The organism is Streptomyces sp. Xyl84, from assembly GCF_059731885.1.
Map to the genome: position 1 here is coordinate 6,190,190 of NZ_AP029182.1, position 16,619 is coordinate 6,206,808.

A 16,619-nucleotide genomic window follows, 5' to 3' on the forward strand; every position below is an offset into this window, starting at 1 on the left:
GGGCCCGCGCGATCCGCGCGATGCCGCGCCGCGCCGATCCCAGGGTGTCGCGCCCTGGGATCCGTGCGGTGCCGGGCCGTGCTGATCCGTGCCGGGCCGCGCTCCGGGCGTCGGGCAGGGGGCGGCCGTGCCGCGGCGCGGCGGATCGGGCAAGCTGTGACCTCTCAGGACGTGGACTGGAGGCGCGTGTGCAGGCGGAAGCGGGGCCCGAGGCCGGTTCCTGGCCGGGCGAGCGGCTGTCGCGGCGGACCTTCCGGGACGAGACGCTCCTCGTCCTGGCGCTCTCGCTCGGGGCGAGCGGCGTCTCCGCCCTGATCAGCTTCCTCGGGTCGGTCACGAAACCCGGCGGCCTCAAGGACCAGGCCGCCACCCTCAACGCCTCCGCCGCGCCGGGCCGCCCCTGGCTCGACCTGGCCTGGCAGCTCTTCGGGATCGCCACCGCGCTCGTGCCCGTCGCCCTCGTCGCGCACCTGCTGCTGCGCGAGGGACAGAGCCTGCGCACCCTCGGCTTCGACCGCTCCCGGCCCTGGCCCGACCTCGGCCGCGGAGCCGCCGTCGCGGCGGTCATCGGCAGCACCGGCATCGCCTTCTACCTGGCCGCCCGCGGCCTGGGCTTCAACCTGACCGTGGTTCCGGAGGCGCTGCCCGGGGTGTGGTGGAAGTACCCCGTCCTTGTGCTGTCCGCCGTGCAGAACGCCGTCCTCGAAGAGGTCATCGTCGTCGGCTATCTGCTGCGCAGACTGCGGCAACTGGGCTGGGCCCCGGGGACCGCGCTGGCCGCCAGTTCCGTACTGCGCGGCTCCTACCACCTCTACCAGGGCATCGGCGGCTTCCTGGGCAACATGGTCATGGGCGTGGTCTTCGTCTGGCTCTACCGGCGGTGGGGCCGGGTCGGGCCGCTCGTGGTTGCCCACTCGCTGCTCGACATCGGCGCGTTCGTCGGCTACGCCCTGCTGGCCGGGAAGGTCGGCTGGCTGCCCACGGCCTGACCGGCCCTCGCCCGCGCCGGGTGAGGGACGTGGGCCGGCGTGCTGTCAGGCGTGGAGTTCGCCGTCGATGACCGTGACCGCGTGGCCGGTGAGCAGGGTGCGTTCGCCGCGCACCTCGGTGCGGACCAGCCCTGAGCGCGGGGAGGCCTGGAGGCCGGTGAGGGCGGAGCGGCCCAGGCGCTCGGACCAGTAGGGGGCGAGGGCGGTGTGGGCACTGCCGGTCACCGGGTCCTCGTCGATGCCCACGTTCGGGAAGAAGCACCGTGAGACGAAGTCGTAGCCGCGGCCGGGGTCCTCGGCCCGCGCGGTGGCGATGACGCCGCGCGCCGAGCAGGCGGCCAGCGCCTTGTGATCGGGAGCCAGCGCCCGGACCGTCTTCTCGTCCGCCAGTTCCAGCACCAGGTCGCCCACGCCCGGGCCGGTGTCGAAGGCGGTGCGCGGCTCGGCGCCCAGGGCCTCGGCTGCTCCGTCGGGCAGTTCGACCTCGGTGAGCGGGGCGGTCGGGAAGTCGAGGGCGATCGCGCCGTCGTCGGCGGGCGCGGCGACGAGCACGCCGCTGTGGGTGGCGAAGCGGGCCGCACCCGAGTGCGCCCCGGTGGCGTACAGGACGTGGGCGGTGGCGAGCGTGGCGTGCCCGCACAGGGCGACCTCGGTGACGGGGGTGAACCAGCGCAGCGCCCAGTCGGCCTCCCCGCCCCCGGGCAGCGGGTGCGCGAACGCCGTCTCGGCGTGGTTGACCTCCCGGGCCACCTTCTGCAGCCAGTCGTCCTCGGGGAAGGCGTCGAGGAGCAGCACCCCGGCCGGGTTGCCGGCGAAGGGGCGGTCGGTGAAGGCGTCGACGATTCGAATCCGCATCCCCCGACCGTAGGGGCACCACCGCGCGTCCGGCCAAGGCCAATTCGTGTCGGGTGGCTCGTGGCCCGGGCCGGCACGGCCGGACGAGGCCGCGGGGGAAGCCGGGCAGAGCCGCCTGCCGAGGGGGAGAGCCGCATGCGGAAAGGCGCCGTGGGAAACGTGGTTGTCGGGCGAGCTGTTCCGATATATCGTTGAGGTATCGCGACAGATCAACGATGGAATGGAGTGGTTCCGATGCGTACCCACGGATTCGAACGTGGACACCGGCGCGGCGGCCCCCGGGGCGGCCTGGGAGGTTTCGAGGGGCGGCGGGCTGCCTTCGGCCCGTTCGGGCCGGGCGGGCCCGGGTTCGGCCCCGGCGGCCCTGGCTTCGGACCGGGTTTCGGACCCGGCCCCTGGGGCGGGCGAGGGCGCGGCGGACCGCGCGGCAGGGCACGGCGCGGCGACGTACGGGCATCGATCCTGGCCCTGCTCAGGGAACGGCCCATGCACGGCTACGAGATGATCCAGGAGATCGCCGAGCGCAGCGGCGGGGCGTGGAAGCCCAGCCCGGGCTCGGTCTACCCGACGCTTCAACTGCTGGAGGACGAAGGGCTCATCGTCAGCGAGTCCGAGGGCGGCAAGAAGCTGTTCTCGCTCACCGAGGAGGGCCGCGCCGTCGCCGGCGAAGGGCCGGAAGCTCCCTGGGAGGAGGCCTCGCGCGGGATCGACTGGGAGGTTCTCGGGGAGATCCGCCAGGCCGGCTTCGGGCTGATGGAGGCCTTCGGGCAGGTCTGGAAGACCGGCAGCAAGGAGCAGCGCGAGAAGGCGCTCGCCGTCATCAACGACGCCCGCAAGAAGCTGTACCTGATCCTCGCCGACGAGGAGTGAGCGTCCTCGTGACGGGCGCCCCGCGGAATGGTCCGCGGGGCGCCTTCGCGCGGGCGCGCGTGCGGGGTTGGGGCTGGGGCAGGCGGCGGGCGGTGCTGTGAGCGGCTGTGCGCCTCCCCGGTGGACTCTGTGCCGATTGACCTGATCTCATCCGTAAGGAGGAGATTCCGTCCGCCCGGGTCCACTCTGCGTGGGATGCGGAAATGCTTCTGGCCGGGGATGACCGGGACCCGCGGGACTGATGGGCTGGGGGATGTGCAACCCCGTATCCCCAGGCAGCAGGTCCCCGAGCGGGACGGCGGCCGTCCCGACGACGACGCCGGGCTCAGTGCCGAGCTGGTGGCGGTGGTCGCCGCTGCGCGCAGGAGGGCGGTCCGGGACGGGGACCGGCAGACCGACACCGCCCATCTGCTGCACACCCTCCTGGAGGCGGACCCCGGGGTGCGTGCCGTCTTCGCCGACGGGCCGCGGATCGCCCGGCTGCTCGGCTACCTCGTCCAGCGCAGCATCGGTTACGGACTGCGCTGGCAGACCAGCGTCGAGGATTCCGGGGCGCTCCCCGTGGTGAGCGCGAGCGTGGGCGAGTCCGAGTCCGTGGTCGCGGAGGCCGACGGCTGCTCACCGGCCGCGTCGGCCGCGCTGGAACACGCCCGTGCGCGCGCCGCCCGCCGCGGCGACGGCCCGGCGGGCGGCCTCGACCTCCTCGCAGCGGTCACCGCCGACCCCGGGTCGCGGGCCGTCGAGGTGCTCGCCCGCGCGGGGATCGACGCACGGGAACTGGCCGCCCGTATCGACGCCGCGGACGGCGGAGAGGACGAGCACCGGCAGCAGGCGGCGGACGCCAGGGGTGACGAGCGCCGGGAGCCGGTGGTGGCCGCCAGGGGTGACGAGCGCCGGGAGCCGGTGGTGGCCGCCTTCGCCGGGGACGGTGAGCGCCTGGGGCGAGCGGAGGACGCGGTGCACGGCGAGCGCCGTGAGCGCGCGCAGGAGTACGCCGGCGGCAGCGGCACCACGCGCTGACGCTGCCGCCGTCCCGCCGCCCACACCCGCCCTTGGCCAGGGGCCGTGGCCCCCACCCCTGTCTGAACGCGGAACGCCCCCCTTGTCCCCGCCCCCACCGTCGACCGTGCGCGCGGGCGGCGCGGCGCCCCCCTCGCGTCCTCCAGGTGTGATGCCCGCGTCCAGCCGGTGAGACAGGTGCCAACGAGGGTGACGCTCATGTCGCCGCCTGTCATCATGTGCCGGTGGTTACGTCTGGGATCAGTCAGGGGCAGTCCGGCAAAGGCGTCGGGCTCGGTCTCGCGCTCGTCTCCGCGGTCGCTTTCGGCGGCTCCGGGGTCGCGGCCAAACCGCTGATCGAGGCGGGCCTCGACCCGCTGCACGTCGTCTGGCTGCGCGTCACCGGCGCGGCGCTCGTGATGCTCCCGCTCGCCGTGCGCCATCGCGCGCTGCTGCGCAGCCGCCCCCTGCTGCTCGCCGGGTTCGGCCTGCTCGCCGTGGCGGGCGTCCAGGCGTGCTATTTCGCCGCGCTCTCCCGTATCCCCGTCGGGGTGGCCCTGCTCATCGAGTACCTGGCACCGGCCCTGGTGCTCGGCTGGGTCCGCTTCGTGCAGCGGCGGCCGGTCACCCGGGCCGCAGCCCTCGGTGTGGTCCTCGCCGCCGGCGGGCTCGCCTGTGTCGTCGAGGTCTGGTCCGGCCTCGGCTTCGACGCCCTCGGTCTGCTGCTCGCCCTGGGCGCGGCCTGCTGCCAGGTCGGCTACTTCGTCCTGTCCGACCAGGGCGGCGACGCCGGTGACCAGGCGCCGGACCCGCTCGGTGTCATCGCGTACGGGCTGCTCGTCGGGGCCGTCGTCCTGACCGCCGTGGCCCGGCCTTGGGGCATGGACTGGACGGTGCTCGCGCACACCGCGGACATGAACGGCACAGCGGTCCCGGCCGCCGTGCTGCTGGTCTGGATCGTGCTGGTCGCCACCGTCCTGGCGTACGTCACCGGCGTGCTCTCGGTGCGTCGGCTCTCGCCCCAGGTGGCGGGTGTGGTGGCCTGCCTGGAGGCGGTCATCGCGACCGTGCTGGCCTGGGTCCTGCTCGGCGAGCACCTCTCCGCGCCGCAGGTGGCCGGCGGTGCCGTCGTCCTCCTGGGCGCCTTCATCGCACAGTCCTCGACGCCCGCGGGGGCAGCGGCGGAACCGGCCGCGGGCGGCGGTGGCGACCGGGAGTTGTCGGCGCGCGGAACGACGGTCTAGGGTGCCGGACATGCATACGCGCGCACTCGCCGTCTCGCCGCCGGTCGCCTGACCGAGGCGGGCCTCCTTCGACGAGCCCGGCGCTCCGGCCGGCCCGCGGGCCTTCCGCGGCACGGAACGCGGCCGGGCCCGCGCGGTGCTGCCCGCAGAAGAAGTCCGACGACCCCGTCGCACCGGGGTCCTCCTTCCGAACTTCTGCACTCTGCGGAGAGAACTCGTGTCGCATGCTTCTTCAGGCCTGCCCGTCGGGCGTGGCCTCCTCTACCTGATCGTCGCCGGTGCCGCCTGGGGCACCGCCGGTGCCGCCGCCTCCCTGGTCTACCGGGCCAGTGACATGGGACCGGCCGCGCTGTCCTTCTGGCGCTGCCTCGCGGGCGTCGTCCTGCTGCTCGCCGTGCGCCTGCTGCGGCCGCGCGTGCGGCCGGCGGCGCCGGTGAACCGCGGCGTCGTCCTGCTGCGGGCCGGTGCCACCGGGCTCGGGCTCGCCGTGTTCCAGACCGCCTACTTCGCCGCCGTGTCCGCGACCGGACTGGCCGTCGCGACGGTCGTCACCCTCGGCGCCGGGCCCGTCCTCATCGCGCTCGGCGCCCGCCTCACCCTCGGCGAACGGCTCGGCCGGTCCGGCACGGCCGCGGTCGCCGGGGCGCTGGCCGGGCTCGGGGTGCTGGTGCTCGGCAGCGGGGGTGCCGCCGTACGGCCGTGGGGTGTGCTGCTCGCCCTGGCCTCCGCGGCCGGGTACAGCGGCATGACGCTGCTGACCCGCAGGTGGGGGCGGAGCGGCGGCGCCGACCACTCCGCCACGACCGTGGGGGCGTTCGCCGTGGCCACGCTCTGTCTGCTGCCGCTCGCGGCGGTCGAGGGGCTGGTGCCGCACACCGTCGAACCGGTCCGGCTGCTGTGGCTGCTCGCCTACATCGGCACCGTGCCGACGGCCCTCGCCTACGCCCTCTACTTCGCGGGCGCGGCCGTCGTCCGCTCGGCCACCGTGTCGGTGATCATGCTCCTGGAGCCGGTCAGCGCGGCGGTGCTGGCGGTCGCCGTGCTGGGCGAGCGGCTGACGGCGGCGACGCTGGTGGGCACCGCGCTGATGCTCGGCTCCGTCGGCGGCCTCGCCGTCGCGGAGACCCGAGGAGCACGGCCGGCTGCCGAGGAACCTGCCCTGGTGTGACAGGGGGAGGGGCGCCCTGGCCCCTGCGGCCGCCGGGCCGCCGGGCGCCGGCGCCCCTGACTCCTCCGTCTACAGGCCCGCGAGGTACCCCGGGATCTCGGTGCCGGGTGCGAGGTCCGCCTCGGGGAGCGGAGCGCCGTAGGTCCTGCGCACCGGAATCACGCCGGCCCAGTAGGGGAGGGCGAGGTCCTCGGGCTCGTCGGCGGCGCCGCCCGTGCGCAGCTTGGCCGACACCTCCGTGAGGTCGAGGCGGAGCACGGCGGTCGCGGCCAGTTCCTTCGCGTTGCCGGGGCGCGAGTCGGCCGACCGGCCGGGCACCACGTGGTCGACCAGCGCGTCCAGGGCCATGCGCTTCTCGTCGGGGTCGGTGACCTGGTGGGCGGTGCCGTGCACCACGACACTGCGGTAGTTGACCGAGTGGTGGAAGGCGGAGCGGGCCAGCACCAGGCCGTCGACATGGGTGACCGTCAGGCAGACCGGCAGGCCCGGATCGGCCTGGCCGGCCATGCGCAGGGGACGCGATCCGGTCGAGCCGTGCACGTAAAGCCGCTCGCCGACCCGGCCGTAGAGCGTCGGCAGCACCACGGGCGCCCCGTCGCGGACGAAGCCGAGGTGGCAGACGTACGCCTCGTCGAGTATCGCGTGCACCAGTTCCTTGTCGTAGGACGCCTTGTGCGCGGACCGGGTGGGGACGGTGCGGTCGGTCGGCGGGTAGGTGTCGGCCGTCGGGGTCGGCTGCTGGGTCCCCTGCATTGCGGTCTCCATTGCACTAGTGCATAATCTGCTTTGTGCTAGGAGAATATCGGATCGAGGGTCGGCGTGCAGCGGAAATCGCGGCGAGCGTCGAGCGCGCGGTGGGTGCCGGACATCTCGAACCGGGGCAACTGCTGCCTCCCATGAGGGAGTTGGCGGTCGATCTCGGCGTCAATCCCAACACCGTCGCGGCCGCGTACCGGGTGCTGCGCGAGCGCGGGGTCATCGAGACCGCCGGGCGCCGGGGCAGCCGGGTGCGGCCCGCGCCCGCCACCACCGGGCGGGACCACATCCACGTCGACGTGCCCGAGGGCGTGCGGGACGTGTCCGCGGGCAACCCGGACCCAGCCCTGCTGCCGGCGCTCGCACCGGCCTTCGCGGCCGCCGCGGCCGAGGGCGACCGCGCCCCCGTGCTCTACGGCGACGTGGCCGTCGACCCCCGGCTGGCCCGCGTCGCCCGCGCCGAGCTGGACGCCGCCGGTGTGCCGCAGGGACCGCTCGCCGTGGTCACCGGTTCGCTGGACGGCGTCGAGCGGGTCCTGACCGCCCACCTCAGACAGGGGGACACGGTCGCGGTGGAGGACCCGGGCTGGGGCAGGACGCTCGACCTGGTGCCGGCACTCGGACTGCGCACGGTGCCGATGGGCGTGGACGACGAGGGACCGCGCGTCGACGCCGTACGCCGGGTGCTCGCGGTCGGCGCGCGGGCGCTGCTCGTCACCGACCGCGCGCAGAACCCGACCGGCGCGGCGCTGAGCGCCCCCCGCGCGCGTGCCCTGCGTGCCGTGCTGGCCGAGCACCCCGAGACCCTGCTCGTCGAGGACGACCACGGCCACGGCATCGTCGACCTCCCCCTGCATCCGCTCGCCGGCGCCACCCGGCACTGGGCCTTCGTCCGGTCGGTCGCCAAGGCCTACGGCCCCGACCTGCGCCTGGCCGTGCTCACCGGGGACCAGGTCACCGTCGACCGGGTGCGCGGGCGGCAGCGGCTCGGGCCCGGGTGGGTGAGCCTGCTGGTGCAGCGGGCCGTGGCGCGGCTGTGGACCGACGGCACCCTGGACACCGGTGCGGTGGCGGCGCAGTACAGCCGGCGGCGTGACCTGCTCATCGGAGCGCTGGCACAGCGCGGGGTGGCCGCGCACGGGCGCAGCGGGATGAACGTGTGGGTGCCGGTGCCGGACGAGACGGGTGTCGTCGCCCGGCTGCTGCACGCGGGCTGGGCCGTCGCCCCGGGTGCCCGCTTCCGGCTGCACGAGCCCCCGGGCGTCCGGATCACCGTCTCGGCCCTGACCGAGGACGAGACCGAGCGGCTGGCGGACGCGGTGGCGGCGGCCCTGGGGCCGGCCCCGGAGCGGAGTTACGTCTGAGGAAGGGGAGCTGGTCCTTCCGGCCCGGTGCGAGGCCACGGTTCGGGGGCCGGCCCCTTCCGGCCCGGAGCGCCGCTCACGGGTTCGTGGTCGTCGCCGCCGCCGGTTCGGGGCGGGCGGGCCGCTCGGCGGGGCGGGCGCCGGCCGCCGCGGGAGCCGGGGGCTGCGCGCCGGACCGGACCGGCTGACCCGGCGTGGCCGAGGCGGCGGCGCGGGCGCGCCGGGCGCCGTGCCCGGGCCGGGCCTGGGACAGGGCCGCCCCGGCCAGGACGATCACCGCGCCGACCGGGGTCGACCAGCTCAGGCGCTCACCCAGGACGGCGACACCGGCGCCGGCGGCGATGATCGGTACGAAGTAGGTGACCATCTGGGCGGTCGTCGGACCGACCTCGGCGACCAGGCCGTACTGCACGAGCATCGCGACGCCCGTGCCCAGCGCGCCCAGCGCGGCCACCGCGAGCAGCGGGAACACGCCCACATGGCTCGGCACGCTGGTGAACAGCGGGGTGACGACGGCCAGTTGCACCGTCGCCAGCAGCAACTGGCCCCCGGTCAGCGACAGGTGCGACTCCGCGGCACCGGCCAGGGTGCGCCGGACGTAGATCCAGCCGACCGGGTAGCTCAGCGAAGCCAGCAGCGCCATCGCCGTGCCCCGGGCGTCCAGGCCGTGGAAGCCCTGCCAGGCGCCGAGCACGGTGAGCACGCCGAGGAAGCCGAGCCCGAGACCCGCCACCCGCACCCGGGTCGGCCGGTCCTCGGAGAGGGCGACCAGCGACAGCGCCATGCCCCACAGCGGTGAGGTCGCGTTGCAGATGCCCGCGAGGGTGGACGGGATGGTGAGTTCCGAGTACGCGAACAGCGAGAACGGCAGCGCGTTGAGGAAGAAGCCGGCGACCGCGAGATGACCCCACGTGCGGGCGCCGCGCGGCAGCCGCTCCCGCTTCACCGCCATGGCCACGGCCAGCACGGCCGTGCCGAACACCAGCCGTCCCAGGGTCACCTGGAAGGGCGCGAAGCTCCGCGTGCCCACCTTCATGAACAGGAAGCTGAACCCCCACACCAGCGCCAGGAAGGCGAAACGGACCCGCCAGTGCAGCGGGCCGCGGGCCCGGCCGGGCGGGGCGGTCGGGATCGGAGCGGAGGATGCGGTCGCGGAACTCATGGACGTAGCGTGCCCGGACACCACCTCGTAGCACAATCGAGAATTGGCGGCCGGTACCTCGTAGTATCGCTTACATGTTGAACCTGGAGCGCCTGCGCACCCTCGACGCCCTCGCCCGGCACGGCTCGGTCAGCGGCGCGGCCGACGGGCTGCATGTGACCACCTCGGCGGTCTCCCAGCAGATGGCCAAGCTGGAACGGGAAGTCGGCCAGCGGCTCCTGGCCAGGAACGGCCGGGGCGTGCGGCTCACGGACGCCGGCCGGCTCCTCGCCGAGCACGCGGCGCGCATCCTCTCCCAGGTCGAGCTGGCCCAGTCCGACCTGGAGGCCCAGCGGGGGCAGGTGGTGGGCGAGCTGCGGCTGGCCGCCTTCCCCACCGGCGCCCGCGGACTGTTCCCCCTCGCGCTCTGTCATCTGCGCGCCCGGCACCCGGCCCTCGGCGTCACCACCGCCGAGGTGGAACCCGCGCCCGCCGTACGGGCCGTGCTGCGCGGTGACGTCGATCTGGCCGTGGTGCTCGACTGGTACAACAAGCCGCTGCCCGTGCCCGACGGGCTCACCCGGGCGCCGATCCTCGACGACCCCGTCGACGTCGCGATGCCCGCCACGCACCGGCACGCGGACCGCGCGGAGACCGCCCTGGAGGACTTCGCCGACGACGACTGGATCACCTGGGGCGACGACGAGTTCTGCCACGAGTGGCTGCTGGACACCCTGCGCTCCAAGGAGGTGGAACCGCGCGTCGCGCACCGCGCGCAGGAGCACGCCACACAGCTCGCGCTGGTCGCCGCCGGGCTCGGCGTCTGCGTGGCGCCCCGGCTCGGGCGGGGACCGCTGCCCGCCGGGGTGCGGACGGTCCCGGTGCGCCGGGCCGTGCGCAGGCACGTCTACGCGGTGTGGCGCACCGACGCCGACCGCCGCCCCTCCATCCGCGCGGCCGTGGAGGCCCTGCGGGCGGCGGGGGAGCAGATCGGCTGAGCGGGGGCCGCCCGGGGGCCGGGGAGCCCGGGCGTCGTGCCGGCGTCTTCAGGCCAGTTCGATCTCGTCGCCGTGGACGGCGATCTTCCGGGCGGGCAGCGGCCGGATGGCGGGGCCCTTCCGTACGCTCCCGTCGGCCACCGAGAACTCACTGTGGTGGCACGGGCAGCTGATCACCCCGTCCGCGATCCCGCTCACCGTGCAGCCCTGGTGGGTGCAGGTCGAGGAGAACGCCTCGAACCGGCCCTTCTCGGGCTGGGTGACGACGACGCCCCGGTCGGCGAAGATCCTGCCGCCGCCCTCCGGGATGTCTCCCGTCCTGGCGAGCATCCCACCGGCACCGGCACCGGCACCCGGCGAACCGGCGGAAGACGGACCGGAGGCCCCCGACGGACCGGAGGAGGACGACCCGGAGGCGCCCGGTGCCCGCTCGCCGCCCGCTCCCGAGGAGCCCGACGCCGGCTCGCCGTCCGGCCCGCACGCGGTCAGCGTGACGGCGATCCCCGCCGCGCCCAGCGCCGCCACGACCGTACGGCGGGCCGGTTCCTGCGGGGGATGGTTCGATGCGCTGGTCATGCCGGCGTTCCCTTCTCGCGGACTTCGCCGCGGACTTCGCGACGGATCTGCGCAGGGGTACGTCCGCACGGCGCCGGGCGTTCAGACCGCGTCCGGAGTCGTCAGGAGCCCACCGACGCCCACCGGGACCCCAGTAACCTGGGGCGATGCTCAAGGAAGTCAACGCGACCCGCTTCATCACACCCCTGCGGGAGGGCGGCTCGCTGCCGGGACTCGTCGAGGCCGACGACCTCGGGACGTACGTCCTGAAGTTCAGCGGCGCCGGGCAGGGCCGCAAGACGCTCGTCGCCGAGGTCGTGTGCGGAGAACTGGCCCGGCGGCTGGGGTTCCGGGTGCCCCCGCTGGTGACCATCGGCCTCGATCCGGTCCTGGGACTCGGCGAACCCGACGAGCGGGTCCAGGAACTGCTGCGCTCCAGCGGCGGCGCCAACCTCGGGATGGACTTCCTCTCCGGAGCCCTCGGGTTCGACCCGCTGGCCTTCCCGGTGGACGCCGGCGAGGCGGGGCGGATCGTCTGGTTCGACGCGCTCGTGAACAACGTGGACCGCTCCTGGCGCAACCCCAACCTGCTCAGGTGGCGCGGCGAACTGTGGCTCATCGACCACGGCGCGACGATGATCTGGCACCACAACTGGCCGGGCGCCGAGGCCTCCGCCGCCCGTCCCTACGACGCCTCCGACCACGCGCTCGCGCCGTTCGGCCCGGACCTCGCGGCCGCCGCCGCACACCTGGCCCCGCTCGTCACCGAGGAACTGCTCGCCGAGGTGACCGCCGAGATCCCGGACGCATGGCTGACCGGCGAGCCCGGCTTCGGCACGCCCGGCGAACTGCGCCGCGCCTACGCCCGGCCGCTGCTCGCGCGGGCCGCCGTGATCCACGAGCGCATCCACGGAATCGAGGGGACGGCCAAGTGAGCGACCACGACAGCACCGGCGGGCAGGCGGCGGACCACCCCGTCACGGGCCGCCGGCAGACGGGCGACCACCACATCCTCGGGGGCCGGCAGGCGGGGGAGCGGCACATCATCGGCGGCCGGACAAGCGAACGGGACGTCTTCGAGTACGCCCTGCTGAGGATCGTCCCGCGGGTCGAGCGCGGCGAGCGGATCAACGCCGGGGTGCTCGTCTACTGCCGTGCCAAGGCCTACGTCGGTGCCCGCACCCATCTCGACGAGGCCCGGCTGCTGGCGCTCGACCCGCACGCCGACGTGGCGGGCGTGCGGGCCGCCCTCGCCGCCGTGGAGAGCGTCTGCGCGGGCGGCAGCGCGGCCGGGCAGGCGGCGGGCGACGACGCCGGGCGCCGGTTCCGCTGGCTGGCCGCGCCCCGCTCCACGATCGTCCAGCCCGGCCCGGTCCACACCGGACTCACCCTGGACCCGGCCGCGGAGACGGAGCGGTTGCTGGACCTTCTGGTGAGGTAATGGATCACACGCACCCGGTGTGCCGTTGACACCGGGTGCCAGGGCTTCTAGCGTCACATGCACCGAAGGTACTAAGCGGTTGCTCACCGCACACCGGGTTCTCTCAAGGGCGAGGAGAAGCAGCAATGTCCACCACTGACCAGCGGGTCGCCGTCGTCACCGGTGCCGCGCGCGGCATCGGCGCGGCCACCGCCGTACGACTGGCCGCCGAGGGCCGTGCCGTCGCCGTGATCGACCTCGACGAGGCCGCCTGCAAGGACACCGTGGAGAAGATCACCGCGGCCGGCGGGCGGGCCGTCGCGATCGGCGCCGACGTCTCCGACGAGGCCCAGGTGGAAGCGGCGGTCGCGCGCATCGCCGAGGAGCTCGGCGCGCCCACGATCCTCGTCAACAACGCGGGCGTGCTCCGTGACAACCTGCTGTTCAAGATGAGCGTCTCCGACTGGGACACCGTCATGAACGTGCATCTGCGGGGCTCGTTCCTGATGACCCGCGCGGTCCAGAAGCACATGGTGGACGCGGGCTTCGGCCGGATCGTCAACCTCTCCTCGTCCTCCGCGCTCGGCAACCGGGGCCAGGTCAACTACTCCGCCGCCAAGGCGGGTCTGCAGGGCTTCACCAAGACCCTCGCCAAGGAACTGGGCAAGTTCGGCATCACCGCCAACTCCGTCGCCCCGGGCTTCATCGCCACCGAGATGACCAAGGCCACCGCCGACCGCGTCGGCATGGGCTTCGAGGACTTCAAGGCCGCCGCCGCGACCCAGATCCCGGTGCAGCGCGTCGGCGAGCCGGAGGACATCGCCAACGCGATCGCCTTCTTCACGGGCGACGCCGCCGGCTTCGTCTCCGGCCAGGTGCTCTACGTCGCCGGCGGACCGCTCGACTAAGGAAACACGCACATGACTTCCGTGGAACCCGCCGAGCCCTCGGGCAAGGTCGCCCTCATCACCGGCGCCAGCCGCGGCATCGGCTACGGCATCGCCGAGGCACTGGTGGCCCGGGGCGACCGGGTGTGCATCACCGGCCGCAACGAGGACGCCCTGAAGGAGGCCGTGGACCGGCTCGGCGCCGACCGGGCCATCGGTGTCGCGGGCAAGGCCCACGACGAGGCCCACCAGGCGGAGGCCGTCGAGCGCGTCATGGAGGCGTTCGGCCGCGTCGACCACCTGATCAACAACGCCGGCACCAACCCGGTGTTCGGCCCGATCGCCGACCTCGACCTGAACGTGGCGCGCAAGGTCTTCGAGACCAACGTCGTCTCCGCGCTCGGCTTCGCCCAGCGCACCTGGCACGCCTGGCAGAAGGACCACGGCGGCGCCATCGTGAACATCTCCTCCGTCGCCGGCCTCGCCCCCTCGCCGTTCATCGGCGCGTACGGCATCAGCAAGGCCGCGATGATCAACCTGACCCAGCAGCTCGCGCACGAGTTCGCGCCGAAGGTGCGGGTCAACGCCATCGCCCCGGCCGTGGTGAAGACGAAGTTCGCCCAGGCCCTGTACGAGGGCCGCGAGGAGGAGGCCGCCGCGGCCTACCCCCTCGGCCGCCTCGGCGTCCCCTCCGACATCGGCGGCGCGGCGGCGTTCCTCACCTCCGCGCAGTCCGACTGGATCACCGGGCAGACGCTCGTCGTCGACGGCGGCATCTTCCTCAACGCCGGAGTGAGCTGAACCTCCTGGCCGGTGACACCGGCGTGAGCTGATCCTTCCCATCGGTGGGCCGTCCTGGACAGGGCGGCCCACCGGCGTTCTCCCGACCGCTCCGACGCCTGTTTCCGGACGCGCGAAGCCGCCCGCCGCGATGACGACGTGGTCATAAAAGCCCTGGCGGCGGTGGTGAAGCAGCTGGAGCAGGCGCAGCAGGTCCTGGCGGACGACGCCCGGCTGCTGCCGCCGTGGCAGGGCAGGCAGTACGTGGCCGCCGGCGACGACATCTCCGGCGGCGAGCGCGCGCTCGACCCGTCGACGATCACGGCCATGTGGGAGCTGTACCGCAAGACCGACTGGTAGGCGGGGCGTTGCCGGGGGCGCGGGAGCGTTGTCAGTGGTCGCCTGTAGTTTCGGTGAGCAGGAAGTGACCGCACATCGTGAGGACGTGACGTGACCGACATCGCCATGCTGCCCGAGTCCTGGCGCGGGGTTCTGGGCGACGAACTGCAGCAGCCCTACTTCAAGGAGCTGACCGAGTTCGTCGAGGAGGAGCGGGCGAGGGGTCCCGTCTACCCGCCGCGCGAGGAGGTCTTCGCGGCGCTGGACGCCACGCCGTACGACCGGGTGAAGGTCCTCGTCCTCGGACAGGATCCGTACCACGGCGAGGGTCAGGGACACGGCCTGTGCTTCTCGGTGCGCCCCGGTGTGAAGGTCCCGCCTTCGCTGCGCAACATCTACAAGGAGATGCACGAGGAGCTGGGCACCCCCGTCCCGGACAACGGTTATCTGATGCCGTGGGCCGAACAGGGCGTGCTGCTGCTCAACGCGGTGCTCACGGTCCGCTCCGGCGAGGCCAACTCGCACAAGGGCCGTGGCTGGGAGAAGTTCACCGACGCGGTGATCCGGGCGGTGGCCGGCCGGCCCGACCCGGCGGTCTTCGTGCTCTGGGGCAACTACGCGCAGAAGAAGCTTCCCCTGATCGACGAGACCCGGCACGTGGTGGTCAAGGGCGCGCACCCCTCCCCCCTGTCGGCGAAGAGGTTCTTCGGCTCGCGTCCCTTCACACAGATCAACGAGGCGGTGGCGCGGCAGGGGCACGAGCCGATCGACTGGCGGATTCCGGACCTGGGCTGAGTCCGTTCCGGTGCCGGAATCCGGCCCGGGTTCCGGTACCGGTCCCAGTGGGGGCCGGGGGCCGGGGGCCGGTGGCCGGTGGCGGTAGGCAGGGGCCGGGGGACGTGCCTGGTGCCGTTGTCGGGTGGCGCGTCCTCCGGCGGCGTCGGGGTGCCGTTGCCCCGGCCCGTACCGCCGCCGGTGTCCGGACTCGGGGTGAGACGCGGCCCTCCCGCGGGCAGCCTGAGCCGGAATGCCCGTGGGTGCCGTTAGCGTCGGGGGAGTCGGGTCGGGGACAGGGCTGGAGGACGGGTGGCGGAGCGGCAGGAGGAGACCGCGGACGACGCCGTGCTGACGCGGATCGGGCAGAGCGTCATGCTGCACCACGCCGGTGACCGCGAGGAGGCCCGGCTCCGGTTCCTGGCCCTGTGGCGGGAGATCGGCGCGGACGGCGATCCGCTGCACCGCTGCACGCTGGCCCACTACATGGCCGACACCCAGGACGACCCCTGCGACGAACTGGCCTGGGACCTCAGAGCGCTGTCGGCCGCCGAAGAACTCACGGACGAGCGGCGCGCCGGGTCCGAGGGCGCCCCTGCGGCGGCCCGCGCCCTGTACCCGTCCCTGCACCTGAACCTGGCCGCCGACTACGTGAAGCTCGGCCGCTGTGAGGCCGCCCGGAGCCACCTCCGCCACGCTCGCGGCACGGCCGGCGGCCTCGCCGACGACAGTTACGGCGACGGGGTGCGCGCGGCGATCCACCGGCTGGAGCTGCGGCTGGGCGACGGCGGGCCCGGCGCCGGAGGGGATCCGGGGGGACCGCCCCGGCAGCGGTCGTAGCGGCGGCGCTCAGCGGCCGTAGGTCTGGCCGCAGATCTTCGCCTCGGGACTGTTCGCACGCCAGCCGCCGTACTGCTTGCCGAGCGCGCAGACGCCCGGGCCGGCGGGCGGCGCTCCCTGCGCGGCGGGAGCCTGGCCGTGGTGTGCCGCGGGAGGCCGTGCCGGCGCGGGGCGGTGCGCGGGACGGCCGGGGGAGTGCGGTGCCGGGTGCGGGTGCGGGTGCCGCGCGCGCGGTGCCGGGGCGCTGACCGGGGCCGCGGGTGCGGCCGGGTGCGGGGCGGCGGGCGGGTGCGGGTGCGCGGGCGGTTCGGGGGAGCCGGAGGAGTCCGCGCGTTCCAGGGCCTCCCGGGCGGGAGCCTGGACGGCGCGCGGCCCGGTGCCGCCCTCCGGGCGCGGTGCCGGGGCAGCGGCGGAGGCCGCTCCCGGCCCCGGCCCGCCGGAAGCCGGCCGCTGGACCGTGACGCAGCCGGTCAGGGCCGAGACGGCCATGGTGAGCAGGAGCGTTGCGGCGGTCGTCGTTCGATGCACCCGCGCCACTCTGCTGCGTCCGGGGCGCGCGCGGCCCGCGGACCGGCGGAGGATGCCCCGCACGGGTGATCTCCCGCCCCGTAGGGAGTCCGGACGGTGCGGGTGGGTGACG

General features: G+C 74.5%; 17 protein-coding genes and 2 pseudogenes. 14 read left to right on the forward strand and 5 right to left on the reverse strand.

Features of this window, described 5'->3' with window-relative positions; translation table 11 throughout:
- Positions 1-188 precede the first annotated feature (188 nt).
- Positions 189-989, forward strand: coding sequence for a CPBP family intramembrane glutamic endopeptidase (locus AC6I72_RS26895; protein ID WP_498003706.1), 801 nt, complete (start codon positions 189-191; stop codon positions 987-989).
- 45 nt (positions 990-1,034) lie between these two features.
- Here the strand turns inward: AC6I72_RS26895 and AC6I72_RS26900 are convergent, their stop codons facing one another.
- Positions 1,035-1,844, reverse strand: a complete 810-nt coding sequence (locus tag AC6I72_RS26900; RefSeq protein ID WP_498003707.1) for a PhzF family phenazine biosynthesis protein — start codon at positions 1,842-1,844, stop codon at positions 1,035-1,037.
- A 234-nt stretch (positions 1,845-2,078) separates the two neighbouring features.
- On the opposite strand from AC6I72_RS26900, the gene AC6I72_RS26905 reads away from it, so the two are divergent.
- From AC6I72_RS26905 to AC6I72_RS26920, 4 genes and pseudogenes are all read left to right on the forward strand, one after another.
- A complete protein-coding gene (locus tag AC6I72_RS26905) occupies positions 2,079-2,714 on the forward strand; it encodes a PadR family transcriptional regulator (protein ID WP_498003708.1) in 636 nt (211 codons plus the stop codon).
- A gap of 255 nt (positions 2,715-2,969) precedes the next feature.
- Positions 2,970-3,521 (forward strand): annotated as a pseudogene (locus AC6I72_RS26910) (peptidase); the annotation flags it as partial.
- 431 nt (positions 3,522-3,952) lie between these two features.
- On the forward strand, positions 3,953-4,957 hold the full coding sequence (locus AC6I72_RS26915; RefSeq protein WP_498003709.1) for an EamA family transporter: 1,005 nt from the start codon (positions 3,953-3,955) through the stop codon (positions 4,955-4,957).
- A 217-nt stretch (positions 4,958-5,174) separates the two neighbouring features.
- A complete protein-coding gene (locus AC6I72_RS26920) occupies positions 5,175-6,125 on the forward strand; it encodes a DMT family transporter (RefSeq protein ID WP_498003710.1) in 951 nt (316 codons plus the stop codon).
- Between the two features lie 69 nt (positions 6,126-6,194).
- On the opposite strand, the gene AC6I72_RS26925 is transcribed toward AC6I72_RS26920, so the two are convergent.
- Complete coding sequence (locus AC6I72_RS26925) at positions 6,195-6,878, reverse strand: pyridoxamine 5'-phosphate oxidase family protein (protein ID WP_498004829.1); 684 nt, start codon at positions 6,876-6,878, stop codon at positions 6,195-6,197.
- Positions 6,879-6,913: 35 nt separating this feature from the next.
- Between AC6I72_RS26925 and AC6I72_RS26930 the strand changes: the two genes are divergently transcribed.
- Positions 6,914-8,245 (forward strand): aminotransferase class I/II-fold pyridoxal phosphate-dependent enzyme, encoded by a 1,332-nt coding sequence (locus AC6I72_RS26930; RefSeq protein WP_498003711.1) that lies wholly within the window; start codon positions 6,914-6,916, stop codon positions 8,243-8,245.
- Between the two features lie 76 nt (positions 8,246-8,321).
- Here AC6I72_RS26930 and AC6I72_RS26935 read toward each other — a convergent pair whose 3' ends face one another.
- Positions 8,322-9,407, reverse strand: a complete 1,086-nt coding sequence (locus tag AC6I72_RS26935) for a DMT family transporter (protein WP_498003713.1) — start codon at positions 9,405-9,407, stop codon at positions 8,322-8,324.
- Positions 9,408-9,481: 74 nt separating this feature from the next.
- On the opposite strand from AC6I72_RS26935, the gene AC6I72_RS26940 reads away from it, so the two are divergent.
- Complete coding sequence (locus tag AC6I72_RS26940; RefSeq protein WP_498003714.1) at positions 9,482-10,384, forward strand: LysR family transcriptional regulator; 903 nt, start codon at positions 9,482-9,484, stop codon at positions 10,382-10,384.
- 48 nt (positions 10,385-10,432) lie between these two features.
- Here the strand turns inward: AC6I72_RS26940 and AC6I72_RS26945 are convergent, their stop codons facing one another.
- Positions 10,433-10,960: a Rieske (2Fe-2S) protein gene (locus tag AC6I72_RS26945; protein WP_498003716.1), complete on the reverse strand. Its 528-nt coding sequence runs from the start codon at positions 10,958-10,960 to the stop codon at positions 10,433-10,435.
- Positions 10,961-11,106: 146 nt separating this feature from the next.
- Here AC6I72_RS26945 and AC6I72_RS26950 point away from each other — a divergent pair, with 146 nt between their 5' ends.
- The 7 genes and pseudogenes from AC6I72_RS26950 (at position 11,107) to AC6I72_RS26980 (ending at position 15,979) form a co-directional block, all read left to right on the forward strand.
- Positions 11,107-11,874, forward strand: coding sequence for a HipA family kinase (locus tag AC6I72_RS26950; RefSeq protein WP_498003718.1), 768 nt, complete (start codon positions 11,107-11,109; stop codon positions 11,872-11,874).
- A 74-nt stretch (positions 11,875-11,948) separates the two neighbouring features.
- Positions 11,949-12,380, forward strand: a complete 432-nt coding sequence (locus tag AC6I72_RS26955; protein WP_037856679.1) for a DUF3037 domain-containing protein — start codon at positions 11,949-11,951, stop codon at positions 12,378-12,380.
- 125 nt (positions 12,381-12,505) lie between these two features.
- Positions 12,506-13,267, forward strand: coding sequence for a 3-oxoacyl-ACP reductase FabG (gene fabG, locus AC6I72_RS26960; protein ID WP_498003719.1), 762 nt, complete (start codon positions 12,506-12,508; stop codon positions 13,265-13,267).
- A gap of 12 nt (positions 13,268-13,279) precedes the next feature.
- The gene (locus tag AC6I72_RS26965; protein WP_498003720.1) at positions 13,280-14,047 is read left to right on the forward strand and encodes an SDR family oxidoreductase; all 768 of its coding nucleotides are present in this window, start codon (positions 13,280-13,282) and stop codon (positions 14,045-14,047) included.
- 156 nt (positions 14,048-14,203) lie between these two features.
- A pseudogene (locus AC6I72_RS26970) lies at positions 14,204-14,386 on the forward strand (ABC transporter substrate-binding protein); the annotation flags it as partial.
- A 90-nt stretch (positions 14,387-14,476) separates the two neighbouring features.
- Positions 14,477-15,160, forward strand: coding sequence for a uracil-DNA glycosylase (gene ung / locus AC6I72_RS26975; protein WP_498003721.1), 684 nt, complete (start codon positions 14,477-14,479; stop codon positions 15,158-15,160).
- A 291-nt stretch (positions 15,161-15,451) separates the two neighbouring features.
- Positions 15,452-15,979: a hypothetical protein gene (locus tag AC6I72_RS26980; RefSeq protein ID WP_498003722.1), complete on the forward strand. Its 528-nt coding sequence runs from the start codon at positions 15,452-15,454 to the stop codon at positions 15,977-15,979.
- 9 nt (positions 15,980-15,988) lie between these two features.
- Here the strand turns inward: AC6I72_RS26980 and AC6I72_RS26985 are convergent, their stop codons facing one another.
- Complete coding sequence (locus AC6I72_RS26985; protein ID WP_498003723.1) at positions 15,989-16,507, reverse strand: hypothetical protein; 519 nt, start codon at positions 16,505-16,507, stop codon at positions 15,989-15,991.
- Positions 16,508-16,619 lie beyond the last annotated feature (112 nt).